Origin of the sequence: Sphingopyxis sp. QXT-31 (genome assembly GCF_001984035.1) — a bacterium.
GTDB lineage: Bacteria > Pseudomonadota > Alphaproteobacteria > Sphingomonadales > Sphingomonadaceae > Sphingopyxis.
Window position 1 is genome coordinate 3,753,046 of record NZ_CP019449.1, and the last position, 13,538, is coordinate 3,766,583.

The following is a 13,538-nucleotide window of genomic DNA, read 5'->3' on the forward strand; positions in this document are numbered from 1 at the left end:
CTATTATGTTCCTACAACGAATCGGGAGAGAAGAGATGATCGGATATGTGACGCTGGGGACGCAGGATCTCGCGAAAGCGGCGGTCTTCTACGATGCCATCGCGGGCGAGCTCGAAACGCCGCGGATGATGGAGTTCGACGGCTTCATCGCCTGGGGCAAGCCGGGCGGCGGCGCGGGGATCGGACTGACCAAGCCCTTCGACGGCAATGCCGCGAGCGTCGGCAACGGCGTGATGGTCGCGCTCGAGGCGAAGGACAAGGAACAGGTCCACCGCCTCTACGACCTCGCGCTGGCGAACGGCGGCACCTGCGAAGGTCCCCCGGGACCGCGCGGCGAGGGTTTCTATGCCGGCTATTTTCGCGACCCGGACGGCAACAAGCTCAACGCCTTCGTCATGGGGTGAAGGACGCGGCTTGGTCTCGGGCTAGGCTGGCCCCATTTCGCGCGTTCCGATAGGGACGCGGGCGATGGCGCGTGACTTTTACCAGCTGTTCGAAACCGCCGCGGGCGTCGCCGCGATCGGCTGGAACGGCGTGGGCGTCGCCAGCTTTCGCCTGCCCGCGCCAGATGCGTGCGAGAGCGAACGCTCGCTGCTGAACCGCCGGCCCGGCGCAGTGCGCGTCGCGCCGCCGCCCGAGGTACGCGCGGTGATCGATATGGCCATCCGCTATTTCGCCGGCGAGCGTATCGATTTCACCGGCGTCCCGGTCGACCCGGCGGTGCAGGACGCCGAATTCGCCGACATCTACCGCCGCGTGCGCGCGCTCGGCTGGGGCGAGACGACGACCTATGGCGCCGTCGCGCAGGCGCTCGGCCACGGCCCCGAATATGCGCGCGACGTCGGCCAGGCGATGGCGCGCAACCCCGTCCCGCTGATCGTCCCCTGCCACCGCGTCACCGCCGCCGGCGGCCGCATCGGCGGCTTCTCGGCGCCCGGCGGCTCGCAGTCGAAGGCGGCGATGCTCGCGCTCGAGGGCGTCGTGCCGGATGCCCCGGTCGCGGTGCCGGCGCAGCGGGGGTTTGATTTCTAGGCGAACGGTCGCTGTAAGCGCTGGCAAGCATGGTCCGGATGGTCCGGTTTCGGGCGATTGCTGCCGTTCGCAGGGTTATGCTCTCTCCCCTTGAGGGGATAGATATGCGGCTTGGCAGCCTGCTGCCTAGCCGGAGTTGAGAGGGGTTTCCGACCGCCAGAGGCGTCCAAGCACCCCTCTCCAAGCTTCGCTAGCTCCTGACGGAGCAAGCTGCGCTATCCTCTCCCCTCAAGGGGAGAGGGCTTTACGGCAGCTTCCCACCCTGAAGCCGCCGAACCATGCAAAAAACTTCTTTCCTACATTATCCGGCTGTGCCAGCCTTCATCTAACCGGATAGAAGCGGTCGCTGCCCGGCTTGCCAGTGCGACCACGACGCGCGCGCAGGGCTGAACTTTACTGAACTTTGGCGTATCGCGCGGCCTTTGCGCCGACCCGATACAAGCCCGGACAACGAAAGAGGGGCAGAGGCTTACGCCCTGAGGCCACCCGCGCTCTTGCCGATTGCCTGTGCTTTCGCCGCGTTCTAGACCGGGGCCAGGCTTGGACCAGCGGAGGAAAGCAGCGTGAGCGACGGCAGCACGGCCAGCGAAATCTATATCGGGCTCGGCGGCGGCGGGGCCGCGGACGGCGCGCGCCAGTCGCTGGTGCTCAAGCGCGCGAACCGGCACGGGCTGATTGCCGGCGCGACCGGGACCGGCAAGACGGTGACGCTGCAGGGGCTGGCCGAGGGTTTCTCCGCGGTCGGCGTGCCGGTGTTCGTCGCCGACGTGAAGGGCGACCTTGCGGGCATGGCGATGGCGGGCAGCCCGACGTCGAAGATGCACGAGATTTTCGCGAAGCGCGCGACCGAGATCGGCGACAGCGAATGGGCGTATCGCGACAATCCGGTGATCTTCTGGGACCTGTTCGGCGAACAGGGCCACCCCATCCGCACGACGATTTCCGAAATGGGCCCGCTGTTGCTCGCACGGCTGATGGGGCTCAACGAGGTGCAGGAGGGCGTGCTCGCGATCGCCTTCCGCATCGCCGACGAACAGAATCTGCTGCTGCTCGATTTGGGCGACCTGCAGGCGATGCTCGCCTGGTGCGCGCAGAACGCCGACGAGCTGACGGTCAAATATGGCAATGTGTCGAAGGCTACCGTGGGGACGATCCAGCGGCAATTGCTGACGCTCGAAAGCCAGGGCGGCGACCATTTCTTCGGCGAGCCCGCGCTCGATATCCAGGACATGATCCGCAGCGACGAGAGCGGCCGCGGCTACATCAACATCCTCGCCGCCGACAAATTGATGGCGAGCCCCAAGCTCTATGCGACCTTCCTCCTCTGGCTGCTCAGCGAGATGTTCGAGACGCTTCCCGAGGTCGGCGCCCCCGACAAGCCCAAGCTCGTCTTCTTCTTCGACGAGGCGCATTTGCTCTTCGACGACGCACCGCCCGCGCTCGCCGAGAAGATCGAGCAGGTCGTGCGCCTGATCCGCTCGAAGGGCGTCGGCGTCTATTTCGTGACGCAGAACCCGATCGACATTCCCGAAGATGTCGCGGGCCAGCTCGGCAACCGCGTCCAGCATGCGCTGCGTGCCTTCACCCCGCGCGACCAGAAGGCCGTGAAAGCGGCGGCCGACACCTTCCGCCCCAACCCCAAGGTCGATGTCGCGCGCGAGATCACCGAACTCAAGGTCGGCGAGGCGCTCGTCTCGCTGCTGATGCCCGACGGCGCGCCGTCGCCGGTCGAGCGCACCCTGATCAAGCCGCCCTGCTCGCGCGCCGGGCCGCTCGACGCCAAGGAACGCGCGATCATCAAGTCGATCTCGCCGGTCGAGGGCAAATACGACACCGCGGTCGACCGCGAGAGCGCCGAGGAGCTGCTCGCCGCCAAGGCCGAGCAGGCGCAGGCCGCCGCGGTCGAGGCCAAGGCGCAGGAGGAGGCGGATAAGCAGGCCGCCATCGCCGCGAAGGAAGAGGCGAAGCGCAAGGTCGCCGAGGAGAAGGTCCGGCTGCAACAGGAAAAGGCGGCGGCACGCGAGGCCGCGAAGCCGAGCTTCGCCGAGAAGATGGTCGAATCGGCGGCGCGCTCGGCGGCGACCAACCTCGGGCGGCAGGTCGCGGGCAAGTTCGGCGGCCAGCTGATGCGCGGCATATTGGGCAGCCTGTTCAAATGAGGCCGGACGATGCCGCGCGGATGGAGGCGAGCCTGATCGCCGTCGCCGATGCCGGCATCGATATCCGCCTGACTTTGTTCGAACGCTTCTTCGCGGCCTATCCCGAGCGGCGGCCGAGCTTCATTTCGGTCGACGCCGCGTCGCGACGGATGACCGACGAAACGCTGCAGATGATGTTCGGTCTGGCGTCGGGCGAGGCATGGGTTTGGCCGCTCGTCGCCGAGCTGGTGTTCACCCACCGCAGCTATGGCGCGCTGCCGATCGGCGAATATGACGCCTTCATCGACATGACCGTCGCCGAACTGGGGCTCGCGGCGGGCGATGCCTGGAACGCCGAGGCCGCCGCCGCCTGGGCGCGCAGCGCCGAGGCGCTGAAGGCGATGATCCGCAAGGCGCGCGCCGAATGGGCGGGCGCCATGCCCGCCGGCGCGCCGCAACTTGCGGAGTGATGGACCACCCTCCCCCTCGATGGGGGAGGCAGCGAGACTTGGAAGCTCGCTTCCTAGTCGCAGCGGTGGGGGTGCGGTCTCGGCCCAAAGCGACGGCGCCAGGACGCACCATCACCCTCATCCAACTTCGCCTAAGCGCCAAAGGCGCAAGGCTTCGTATCCTTCCCCCATCAAGGGGGAAGGGAGGAGGCACGGTTCATAGCCGTCCCCCCTCGACAAGCTCCGCGATTCACGGCAGCTTCGGTTGCATGACAAAACCGATATTGCCCGGAGAGGTAGCCGCCGCCGTCGTCGATCCCGTCGCTTACGGGCAGTGGGACGGACTTCATGAACAGCTCGCCTGGGCGCGGACCAACGCCCCGCTCGCGGTCGCCGAGACCGCCGAGGTCGACCCCTTCTGGCTCGTTACCCGCCACGCCGATATCATGGCGATCGGCAAGGATCCGCAGCGTTTCGCCAGCGGCATCCGCCCGACGGTGCTCACCAACCGCGACGGCGAGGCGATCGCCCGCGCCGCGACCCCCAACAATGACGGCCATCTGATTCGCTCGCTGGTGCAGATGGATGCCCCCGACCATATGAAATACCGCCTGCTCACCCAGAGCTGGTTCATGCCCAAGAATTTGAAGATCGTCGAAGACCGCATCCGGACGCTGGCGCGCGAGACGGTCGACGCGATGCTCGCCGCGGGACCCGAATGCGACTTCGCCCGCGACGTCGCGGCGCATTATCCGCTGCGCGTGATCATGGACATCTTGGGCGTGCCACCCGAGGACGAGCCGCGCATGCTGATGCTGACGCAGCAGCTCTTCGGCTCGACCGACCCCGACCTCAACCGCAGCCGCGAGGCGATCACCAGCGCCGAACAGGCGATCGCGATGCTCCATTATGTCATCGCCGACTTCGAAAATTATTTCGGCGCGCTCACCGCCGACCGCCGCGCCAATCCGCGCGAGGATATCGCCACGGTGATCGCCAACGCGACGATCGACGGCGGCCAGATCCCCGACCGCGAGCTCGCGGGCTATTATATGATCATCGCGACCGCGGGGCACGACACGACGAGCGCCTCGACCGCGGGGGCGATCATGGAGCTGGCGAAAAATCCCGCGCTGTTCGAACGTTTCCGCGCCGCCGACAGCGACAAGGCGGGGCTGATCGAGGAAGCGATCCGCTGGACCACCCCGGTCCAGCATTTCATGCGCAGCGCCAGGGAAGACGTCGAGATCGGCGGACAGCAGGTACGCGCCGGCGACTGGCTGATGCTCAATTACGTCTCGGCCAACCGCGACGAGGGGGTATTCGACACGCCCTTCGCCTTCGACCCCGACCGGCCGAAGAACCAGCAGCTCGCCTTCGGCTTCGGCGCGCATGTGTGCCTGGGCCAGCATCTGGCGCGGATGGAGATGCGGATCCTGATGGAAGAACTGCTGCCGCGGATCAAAAGCCTCGAACTGACGGGCGAGCCCGCGCGGGTGCAGTCAGTCTTCGTCGGCGGGCTGAAGCGGCTCCCGATCCGGTTCGCGGCGGCCTAGCGGCGATGCGGGGAGGGGGGCGATATCCGCATTTTCCGCTTTGCGCCGGCCCCGCGCCATGCCAAGGCTGCTCCCGGGTCGATATCGGGGGAAACCATGAAATATCCGACCCTTGCCGCCGCTCTCCTTTTCGTCGCCGCCGCGCCCGTGGCCCAGGCGATGACGATCGACGCCGACGAGCGCGAGCTTTACGACAGCAGCATCCAGTGCATGGCCTTTTTCGGCATCATGGCCGGCCTCGGCAGCGAAGGCGTGGCCGAGGATCCGAAGATGGTCGCGTCGGGGACGAAGTTCCTGGCGATCGCCACGGTGCTCGCCGACGAGGACGACGCGCAGATCCGGACCGACTTCGACGCTCAGATGAACCGCTTCGCCCACATCGCGGCAAAGGCCGACGACCCCGCGATGGTCAAAGAGGTCAAGGATATCGACGAAAGCTGCAAATTCCTCGAAACGCTCGTCGACGCGATGCTCGAGGGATCGAGCTAGGGCTTTCCGTTCGGGAAGAATTTCGCGACGACCTCGCTCGCGAGGCGTGCGGGGCGCAAAGTTTCGGCGTCGATGCAGCACCAGCTCGACTTGACCTCGGCCAGCACTTCTTCGCCGCGCTTGATGATCGTCTCGTAAAAGGCGCGGGCGCCCTGCACCTTTTCGAGGATCACCGTCGCGATGACCTGGTCGTCGAGGAATGCGGGGCGGCGATAGGTGATCTCGTGCTTCAGCGCGACCCACAGATGCGCCGCGACCGCGTCGGGCGGCGCAATGTGGCGCCAGTGCGCCAGCACCGCGTCCTGCACCCAGCTGAGGTAATGGGCGTTGTTGACGTGCCCCATGAAGTCGATCGCGTCGGCGCCGACGGCGATGGCGTGATCGTGTGGGAGCGAGGCTTTGGTCATATCGTTGACACTAATGTCAACAAAGTGTGACGGGAAGATGAAAATTGGCCAGGCAGCCCGAAATTCCTTGGCGTTTCGATCCAATACGCCGGCGGACGCCGCGGCGAATATCCTCAGGCGCCGACTCGACTCCGAGGCTCGGCAAAATTGGGGGGCATCATGGCGAATCCCGAAACCTATATCCTGGATCTGAATGGCAAGACGCGGCCGCCGCGCAGTTCGCTCGCGGAAACGGTGGTCCACGACATCGACTGGTTCAACGCCAGCCGCGCGAGCAAAAGGCGCTTCGACCCCGTATTGGGGATCAAGGGCGTGGTGATCCATGCCACGGCGGGCAGCACCTCGGGCGGGGCGTTGCAGCACTGGCGCACCGCGGCGAATGCGTCGGCGCACTGGATCGTCCCTGCCGAGCGCGAGGCCGAGCATGGCCGCAAGGTCATCGCTTCGGTCTATGAGGCGCGCGCGGCGCGGCATGTGCGCGACGACAAGTCGAACCGGGCGATCAACGGCGGCGCGGCGCTGATCAACCACTGGACGCTGGGGATCGAGATCGTGAACCGGCAGGACCTCGACAATTACACCGATACTTATTCGGACTGGCAGGTCCAGGCGACCGCCGACATCGTGCGCTATTGCTGGGCGAAATATCCGAATTTGCGCTGGGTCTTTTCGCACGCGTCGGTCGATCCCAGCCGCCGCGCCGACCCGGGCAGGCAATTTCCCTGGACGGAATTCGCCGGTCTGGTCACCGCGGCGACCGCGCCGCCGGCGCCGTTGCCGCTGGTCAGCCCGGTCCCCGACGACGACGAGATGGCCGACGACAGCCGCCAGCCCTGCTGCGGCTAGGCCGGCGTTCTAGCCGCGCCCGCGATAGGGCGCGACGCCCTGGTCGGGGAGCCACAGCCCCGCGGGCGGCGCGCCCGACTGCCAGAAGACGTCGATCGGAATGCCGCCGCGCGGATACCAGTAACCGCCGATGCGCAGCCATATGGGCTGCATCTCGTCGAACAGACGGCGGCCGATGCCGACGGTGCAATCCTCGTGGAAGCCGGCGTGGTTGCGGAACGAGCCGAGGAACAGCTTGAGGCTCTTCGATTCGACGATCGTCTCGCCGGGGGCATAGTCGATCACCAGATGCGCAAAATCGGGCTGGCCGGTCACCGGACAGAGTGACGTGAACTCGGGTGCAGCGAAGCGCACGAGGTAAAGCTCGCCCGCGCGCGGGTTGGGCACATAGTCGAGCTGCGCGGCTTCGGGTGAGGCAGGCAGTTCGCTCGATTGGCCGAGATGTTTGGGCGCGAGCGGCGGAGGGCTGGAATCGGACATAGAAACCATCTAGGGACGCGCGCGGCCGCTGTCATCCGTCGATGACGCCGGTTCATTCAGCGCCAATTCAGCGGATCGGGCGCGAAACAGACGGTCGGGATCGTACGGACAGAATGACGCACAGGCATTTCGGGATGACGGGCAGCGCGCGGGCGGTGCTGGCGTTGGCGCTGGCAGCGGGGCTCGCCATGCCCGCCGGTGCGCAAGAGGCCGAGACCCCGGCGCCCGCGCCGCCGCGCTCGATCGACTTCCGCCTGCCCCCCGCGGCCGAGAATGACGGCCGTGCACCCGGCGTGCAGGGACCGTCGAACAACGGCATCGCCCCGACCGGCCCGAACGAGACGCGCCCGACGCCCGCGCCGACACCGGCCCCGCCGCGCGTCGCGCCGACCCAGCCGCAGGTGCAGCCGCAGCCCGGTGCGCCGACGACCGCGCGCCCGTCCGCCACCGCGCCGGCACCGCGCGACACCGCCACCGCCGCGCCGCGCACTGCGACGCCGACCGGCGATGCCGTGCCCGCCGATACGCCGCCCGCGGCGACCGACGCGGCCCCCGGGTTGAGCCTCCCCTCCGCAACGGGCGCGAGCGAGGCACCGGCCGACGACGCGCCGGTGGTCGATGCTGCGCCCGCGGCACCTGCTCCCGATTCGGGAATGCCGTTCTGGACCTGGCTGCTCGCGCTCCTCGCGGCGGGCGGGGCCGGTTACTGGTATTGGCGCCGTCGCCCGGTGGTCGTCGCTGGCCCTTCGACCGAGCCCGCCAAGCCAGCGGTGCCCCCGCCGCCGCGCCCGGTTCCCGCGCCCCAGCCAGCGCCGCGCGCCGCGCCGCGGGCTCCAACCCCGCGCCCGCAGCCCGCTGCGCCCGTCATGCCCGCGCGCCAACCGGTGCTTGAAGACGCCGTCGCGGGCCAGCGCGCGCCGTCGCCGCTCGTCACCCGCCCTGTCGCCGAGAATCGCGCGGTCGTCTCGATCGCGCTCGACGTCGTGTCGATCCGCATGACCCCCGAGCATGTCGTGGTCGGCTTCGCGCTCAACCTCGCCAACCAGGGGTCGGCCGACGCGACCGGGCTGATGGTCCGCATTGCGCTCAACCAGGGCTCGGCGATGCCCGAACCCGTGCTCGCGCGCTTCTTCGACGGCGCGGGCGGCAGCGTGCTGCGCGACGACATGGAATTGAAGGTCGGCGCGGGCGAGGCGCTCACCACCGAGGCGATGCTGCCGCGCGCCATCGTCGAGCCGCTGATGATCGGCGGCAAGCCGATGCTCGTTCCCGTCATGGCCTTCGATGTGACCTATCATTGGGAGGGTGACGATCCGGACGCTTTCGGCCAGAATGCGGGCAGCTTCGTGCTCGGCCGCGAACAGGGAGCGAGCGGCAGCGAGAAGCTCGCGCCGCTCCCGCTCGATCGTATGTCTTATGTGATCGACCGCCCCGGTTCGCGCGCGACCGCGGTGCGCCGCGCCCAATAGAGGCGTCACAAGCGCGTCACGCTTTTCTGTTGCAGTGCAGCATCTGCTCGGGCAGGACACCGCGGCGCTTGAAAAGGCGCCGGTGGGGGCATAGGCTTGCCATCCCCGGAAAGAGCAGGTTGGCTGGCGAGTGGACAGGCACAGGTCCGCCGCCGGGTCGTAACAGGAGCATGACATGGACGCCTTGGTCTCAACCGACTGGCTGGAACGCGAACTGGGGGCATCGGACCTGCGGGTCGTCGATGCGACGAAATTCCTGGAGGCCGACCGCGACGCGCGCGGCGAATATGAAGCGGGCCACATCCCGGGCGCGGTGTTCATGGACCTCGCCGAGCTGACCGACGCGAACAGCAGCGTCGACAATATGGCGCCCCCGGCGGAGAAATTCGCGAGCCGCATGCAGTCGCTGGGCCTCGGCGACGGCAGCCGCATCGTGCTCTACGACGATAGCCCGCTGAAGAGCGCGGCGCGGGCGTGGTGGCTGCTCAAGCTGTTCGGCGCGCATGACGTGGCGCTGCTCGACGGCGGGCTCGCCAAGTGGAAGGCCGAAGGCCGCCCGCTCGAAATGGGTAAGCAGACCTTGCGCCATCGCCACTTCACCGTGTGGCGCGATGCCAAGGCCGTCCGCACCAAGGACGAAGTGCTGGCCAACCTCGACAGCGGCACCGAGCAGCTGGTCGACGCGCGTTCGTCGGCGCGCTTCACCGGCGAAGAGCGCGACCCGCGCCCCGGCGTCGCGCCGGGCCATATCCCGGGGTCGAAGAGCCTGCCCTATGGCGAACTGTTCAACGCCGACGGCACCTGGAAACGCGGCGACGATCTCAAGGCCGCGTTCGACGCCGCGGGGGTCGACCTCGACAAGGCGCTGGTCACCACCTGCGGCAGCGGCATGACGGCGACCGTCCTGGCCTTCGGCGCGCACCTGCTCGGCAAGGACGACGTCGCGGTCTACGACGGCAGCTGGACCGAATGGGGCGCCGATCCGGCGACGCCCAAGGCGACCGGCGCGGCGTAACGCCCAAGCGCGGCTTTCGGGCCGCGCTGGTTTTTCTTGCTTGCCCGTCCCCGCTGCCCGGCGTTAGTCCGGTTGCATCGGGGCGAGGCAACCTCCCGGTCAGGCATCCGCCCAAGCGTTGCTTTTTCACCCGGCTTTGCCGGCTGGAGAAGCGTGACCGATGACCGAGCTTTCCCCTCCCATCACCCCGAGTTTCGCCGAAGCGGTGCGCGCCTATGCGCGGATCGGCTGTTTGAGTTTCGGCGGCCCCGCGGGGCAGATCGCGCTGATGCACCGCGAATTCGTCGACGAGCGGCGCTGGGTCGACGAGGCGACCTTCCTCCATGCGCTCAATTTCTGTCACCTGCTGCCCGGGCCCGAGGCGCAGCAGCTCGCGACCTGGATCGGCTGGCGGCTGCACGGGCTGCGCGGCGGGCTCGCGGCGGGGCTGCTGTTCATCGTCCCGGGCGCGCTGGTGATGCTCGGCCTGTCGGTCCTCTATGTGATGGCGGCGGGGCTCGACTGGTTCGCGGCGCTGTTCCTCGGGATCAAGGCGGCGGTGCTGGCGATCGTCGTCCAGGCGTTGTTGCGCATCGCCGGACGTGCATTGAAGACGCCTTTGCAGCGCGGGATCGCGGTCGCGTCCTTCGTCGCGATCGCGATCCTGACCTTGCCTTTCCCGGTCGTGATCCTCGGCGCGCTGCTGATCGGCTGGGCGGCGGGGCGCTGGCGACCCGAGTGGCTGAAGCTCGCGCCCGTAGCGATGGCTCCCTCCGCGCCCGCGCGATCGGCGTGGCGGCAGAGCGTTTCGGCGGTGCTCGGCTGGGGCACGATCTGGGCGGCGCCGATGCTGCTGATCCTCGTCACGCTCGGCAAGGAGCATGTGCTGTGGGACATCGGCGTCTTTTTCTCGCAGCTCGCGGTGGTCACCTTCGGCGGCGCCTATGCGGTGCTCGCCTATATGGCGCAGGAGGCGGTGTCGGGTTTCGGCTGGCTCAGGCCCGGCGAGATGGCCGACGGGCTGGGGCTTGCCGAGACCACGCCGGGGCCGCTGATCCTGGTCACGCAGTTCGTCGGCTTCCTTGCGGCCTATCGCGACGCGGCGCCCTTCACGCCCTTCGTCGCGGCGTTGCTCGGCGCGGGGCTGACCCTGTGGGTGACCTTCGCGCCCTGTTTCCTGTGGATCTTCGCCTTCGCGCCGTGGATCGACCGGCTCGAGCGCGCCGCGGGGCTGAAAGGCGCGCTGGCGGCGGTCACCGCGGCGGTCGTCGGCGTGATCGCCAACCTGTCGCTGTGGTTTGCGCTGCACGTGCTGTTCCGACGGCTCGCGCCGAGCGGCTGGGGTTTCGAGGTGCCGGTGTGGGCGTCGGTCGACTGGGCCGCAGTACTGCTCAGCGTGCTCGCGGCGCTGCTGCTGTTCCGCTTCAAGCTCGGGATCCTGTCGATGCTGGCGATCTGTTCGGCCGCGGGCCTCGTGCTCGGGCTTGGCTTTGCCTAGCATCGCGCTAACAGGGGCGCATGAGCAAGAGCGACGACGACAGCCTCCGCCCGGCGACGAAGCTGGTGCAGGGCGGGCGGCGGCCCGAATGGACCGGCGATCCGCGGCTGGGCGGCAGCATCGTCAATCCGCCGGTATGGCGCGCGTCGACGATCCTCTACGACAGCATCGCCGACCTGAAGGCGCGCGGGCATGCGACGCACGACAAGCTCTATTACGGCCGCCGCGGGACGCCGACGGTGTGGGCGCTCGCCGATGCGCTGACCGACATGGAGCCGGGCGCCGAGGGGACGTTGCTTTACCCCTCGGGCGTCGCGGCCAATTCGGCGGGCATGCTCGCGCTGCTCGCGCCGGGCGATCACCTGCTGATGGTCGACAGCGCCTACGAGCCGACGCGCGCCTTCTGCAACGGCATGCTGGCGCGGATGGGGGTGCGCACGACCTATTACGACCCGCTCGTGGGCGCGGGAATCGCCGACCTGATCACCCCCGAGACGAAGCTGATCTTCCTCGAATCGCCGGGCAGCCTGACCTTCGAGGTGCAGGATATTCCCGCGATAACCGCGGTGGCGCGGCAGCGCGGCGTGACGACGATGCTCGACAACACCTGGGCGACGCCCTTGCTCTTCCCCGCGCTGGCGCATGGCGTCGACGTCACGATGATGAGCCTCACCAAATATGTCGGCGGGCACAGCGACGCGATGATGGGCTCGCTGACCGCGACGCGCGCGGTGTGGCCGAAGCTGCGCAGCGCGGCCTACCAGCTGGGGCAGGCGGTCTCGCCCGATGATTGCGCGCTGATGCTGCGCGGGCTCCGGACGCTCGACGTCCGGATGGCGCGGCATCAGGCGAGCGCGCTGGCCGTGGCGGAATGGCTCGCGGCAAGAGCAGAGGTCGGCCGCGTGCTGCACCCCGCGCTGCCCGGCGATCCGGGCCATGAAATCTGGGCGCGCGACTTCGGCGGCGCGAGCGGGCTGTTCGGCTTCACGCTGAAGGGCGCCGACGAGGCGGGGCGGACGCGCTTTATCGAGGCGCTGGCGCATTTCGGCATCGGTTTCAGCTGGGGCGGCTATGAAAGCCTGGTCGTGCCGAGCAATCCCGCCGACATCCGCACGGCGACCGCATGGACCGATCCCGATCCGCTGGTACGGCTGTCGATCGGGCTCGAGGATCCCGCCGACTTGATCGCCGACCTCGCGCGGGGATTTGCTGCGATGCGCGCGGCATGAGCGTCAAGGCCGACTTGCGCGAGGGTGCCGAGGGCATCGCTGCGTCGATGCAGGCGATCGGCATCGATGTCGGCCAATACCGGCTGTCACTGTACAGCGTTGCATCGACGGTGGTCGTCGCGGTGCTGCTCTATGTCGGCGTCAAGCTCAGCATGCGCGCAATCAAATGGCTGCTGCGCCGCAATACCTCTATCGACGACACCCAGCGCATCCTGACCGAGAAGCTCATCGCGATCGCGCTGTTCGTTTTCGCGATGCTGTTCGGCATCGACCTGCTCGGCATCGACCTGACCGCGCTTGCGGTGTTCTCGGGCGCGGCGGGCCTCGCGATCGGTTTCGGGCTGCAGAAAACCGTCGGCAATCTGATCGCGGGGATCATCCTGCTGATGGACCGCTCGATCAAGCCCGGCGACGTGATCGTCGTCGGCGACGGCAGCAGCATGGGCGGATCGGCAGCGCTGAACGGCATGCCCAATGTCGGGCGCGTCGCCAAGATCGGGGTGCGCGCGGTCAGCGTCGTGACGCGCGACGGCAAGAAGCATCTGATCCCGAACGAGCTGCTGATGACGCAGCCGGTCGAGAATTGGAGCTATTCGAGCCGCGACGTCCGCGTGCGGATGCGTGTGCCCGTCGCCTATGACTGTGATCTGCGCGCCGCGCAGGCGATCATGGTCGAGACCGCGAAGGCCAATCCGCGGATACTGACCGATCCCGAGCCGGTGGTGTGGATCACCGCCTTCGGCGAGCGGTCGGTCGAGCATGAGCTGCGCTACTGGATCTCCGACCCCGAAGCGGGGCTGGGCAATATCCAGGGCGAGGTGTTCCTGGGGATCTGGGACCGCTTCAAGGAAGCGGGGATCCGGATTCCCTATCCGCGGACCGACGTGCGGGTGCTGGCGGATGAGGCGCCGGACGCGCCAGCCTGACTGAATTCGTCATCCCGGCGAAGGC

The 13,538-nt window shown here is 68.1% G+C and carries 14 protein-coding genes; 12 read left to right on the plus strand and 2 right to left on the minus strand.

The annotated features are described in order from the left end of the window. The first annotated feature begins 35 nt into the window (after nucleotides 1-35). From BWQ93_RS17975 to BWQ93_RS18000, 6 genes are all read left to right on the plus strand, one after another. Nucleotides 36-404: a VOC family protein gene (locus BWQ93_RS17975; protein WP_077031688.1), complete on the plus strand. Its 369-nt coding sequence runs from the start codon at nucleotides 36-38 to the stop codon at nucleotides 402-404. Nucleotides 405-468: 64 nt separating this feature from the next. After that, the gene (locus BWQ93_RS17980) at nucleotides 469-1,032 is read left to right on the plus strand and encodes a methylated-DNA--[protein]-cysteine S-methyltransferase (RefSeq protein WP_077031689.1); all 564 of its coding nucleotides are present in this window, start codon (nucleotides 469-471) and stop codon (nucleotides 1,030-1,032) included. Nucleotides 1,033-1,595: 563 nt separating this feature from the next. Further along, a complete protein-coding gene (locus BWQ93_RS17985; RefSeq protein ID WP_077031690.1) occupies nucleotides 1,596-3,191 on the plus strand; it encodes a helicase HerA-like domain-containing protein in 1,596 nt (531 codons plus the stop codon). Continuing rightward, nucleotides 3,188-3,640: a hypothetical protein gene (locus tag BWQ93_RS17990; protein ID WP_077031691.1), complete on the plus strand. Its 453-nt coding sequence runs from the start codon at nucleotides 3,188-3,190 to the stop codon at nucleotides 3,638-3,640. The genes BWQ93_RS17985 and BWQ93_RS17990 overlap by 4 nt, the downstream gene beginning before the upstream one ends. A gap of 248 nt (nucleotides 3,641-3,888) precedes the next feature. Then, nucleotides 3,889-5,175 (plus strand): cytochrome P450, encoded by a 1,287-nt coding sequence (locus tag BWQ93_RS17995; RefSeq protein ID WP_077031692.1) that lies wholly within the window; start codon nucleotides 3,889-3,891, stop codon nucleotides 5,173-5,175. Between the two features lie 96 nt (nucleotides 5,176-5,271). Continuing rightward, entirely contained in the window at nucleotides 5,272-5,664 is a 393-nt protein-coding gene (locus BWQ93_RS18000; protein ID WP_077031693.1) for a hypothetical protein, read from the plus strand. On the opposite strand, the gene BWQ93_RS18005 is transcribed toward BWQ93_RS18000, so the two are convergent. After that, complete coding sequence (locus tag BWQ93_RS18005) at nucleotides 5,661-6,071, minus strand: acyl-CoA thioesterase (protein ID WP_077031694.1); 411 nt, start codon at nucleotides 6,069-6,071, stop codon at nucleotides 5,661-5,663. The two genes, BWQ93_RS18000 and BWQ93_RS18005, sit on opposite strands and share 4 nt — an antisense overlap. Before the next feature lie 159 nt (nucleotides 6,072-6,230). Between BWQ93_RS18005 and BWQ93_RS18010 the strand changes: the two genes are divergently transcribed. Next, nucleotides 6,231-6,917 (plus strand): N-acetylmuramoyl-L-alanine amidase, encoded by a 687-nt coding sequence (locus BWQ93_RS18010; protein WP_077031695.1) that lies wholly within the window; start codon nucleotides 6,231-6,233, stop codon nucleotides 6,915-6,917. 9 nt (nucleotides 6,918-6,926) lie between these two features. Here BWQ93_RS18010 and queF read toward each other — a convergent pair whose 3' ends face one another. Beyond that, nucleotides 6,927-7,397: a preQ(1) synthase gene (gene queF, locus BWQ93_RS18015; RefSeq protein ID WP_156878285.1), complete on the minus strand. Its 471-nt coding sequence runs from the start codon at nucleotides 7,395-7,397 to the stop codon at nucleotides 6,927-6,929. Between the two features lie 113 nt (nucleotides 7,398-7,510). Between queF and BWQ93_RS18020 the strand changes: the two genes are divergently transcribed. The 5 genes from BWQ93_RS18020 (at nucleotide 7,511) to BWQ93_RS18040 (ending at nucleotide 13,513) form a co-directional block, all read left to right on the plus strand. Next, nucleotides 7,511-8,866: a hypothetical protein gene (locus BWQ93_RS18020; protein WP_077031697.1), complete on the plus strand. Its 1,356-nt coding sequence runs from the start codon at nucleotides 7,511-7,513 to the stop codon at nucleotides 8,864-8,866. Between the two features lie 175 nt (nucleotides 8,867-9,041). Next, complete coding sequence (sseA, locus tag BWQ93_RS18025; RefSeq protein WP_077031698.1) at nucleotides 9,042-9,881, plus strand: 3-mercaptopyruvate sulfurtransferase; 840 nt, start codon at nucleotides 9,042-9,044, stop codon at nucleotides 9,879-9,881. Between the two features lie 160 nt (nucleotides 9,882-10,041). Beyond that, nucleotides 10,042-11,358: a chromate efflux transporter gene (chrA, locus tag BWQ93_RS18030; protein ID WP_077031699.1), complete on the plus strand. Its 1,317-nt coding sequence runs from the start codon at nucleotides 10,042-10,044 to the stop codon at nucleotides 11,356-11,358. A 20-nt stretch (nucleotides 11,359-11,378) separates the two neighbouring features. Then, nucleotides 11,379-12,587 (plus strand): cystathionine beta-lyase, encoded by a 1,209-nt coding sequence (gene metC, locus BWQ93_RS18035; RefSeq protein WP_077031700.1) that lies wholly within the window; start codon nucleotides 11,379-11,381, stop codon nucleotides 12,585-12,587. After that, nucleotides 12,584-13,513: a mechanosensitive ion channel family protein gene (locus BWQ93_RS18040; protein WP_077031701.1), complete on the plus strand. Its 930-nt coding sequence runs from the start codon at nucleotides 12,584-12,586 to the stop codon at nucleotides 13,511-13,513. Before metC ends, BWQ93_RS18040 begins: the two co-directional genes overlap by 4 nt. Nucleotides 13,514-13,538 lie beyond the last annotated feature (25 nt).

Excerpts from the sequence above, each read along its gene's own strand:
- BWQ93_RS17975 (WP_077031688.1), top strand. The coding sequence starts at position 36 with ATGATCGGATATGTGACGCTGGGGACGCAGGATCTCGCGAAAGCGGCG.
- BWQ93_RS17980 (WP_077031689.1), top strand. The coding sequence starts at position 469 with ATGGCGCGTGACTTTTACCAGCTGTTCGAAACCGCCGCGGGCGTCGCC.
- BWQ93_RS17990 (WP_077031691.1), top strand. The coding sequence starts at position 3,188 with ATGAGGCCGGACGATGCCGCGCGGATGGAGGCGAGCCTGATCGCCGTC.
- BWQ93_RS17995 (WP_077031692.1), top strand. The coding sequence starts at position 3,889 with ATGACAAAACCGATATTGCCCGGAGAGGTAGCCGCCGCCGTCGTCGAT.
- BWQ93_RS18000 (WP_077031693.1), top strand. The coding sequence starts at position 5,272 with ATGAAATATCCGACCCTTGCCGCCGCTCTCCTTTTCGTCGCCGCCGCG.
- BWQ93_RS18005 (WP_077031694.1), bottom strand. The coding sequence starts at position 6,071 with ATGACCAAAGCCTCGCTCCCACACGATCACGCCATCGCCGTCGGCGCC.
- BWQ93_RS18010 (WP_077031695.1), top strand. The coding sequence starts at position 6,231 with ATGGCGAATCCCGAAACCTATATCCTGGATCTGAATGGCAAGACGCGG.
- queF (WP_156878285.1), bottom strand. The coding sequence starts at position 7,397 with ATGTCCGATTCCAGCCCTCCGCCGCTCGCGCCCAAACATCTCGGCCAA.
- BWQ93_RS18020 (WP_077031697.1), top strand. The coding sequence starts at position 7,511 with ATGACGCACAGGCATTTCGGGATGACGGGCAGCGCGCGGGCGGTGCTG.
- sseA (WP_077031698.1), top strand. The coding sequence starts at position 9,042 with ATGGACGCCTTGGTCTCAACCGACTGGCTGGAACGCGAACTGGGGGCA.
- chrA (WP_077031699.1), top strand. The coding sequence starts at position 10,042 with ATGACCGAGCTTTCCCCTCCCATCACCCCGAGTTTCGCCGAAGCGGTG.
- metC (WP_077031700.1), top strand. The coding sequence starts at position 11,379 with ATGAGCAAGAGCGACGACGACAGCCTCCGCCCGGCGACGAAGCTGGTG.
- BWQ93_RS18040 (WP_077031701.1), top strand. The coding sequence starts at position 12,584 with ATGAGCGTCAAGGCCGACTTGCGCGAGGGTGCCGAGGGCATCGCTGCG.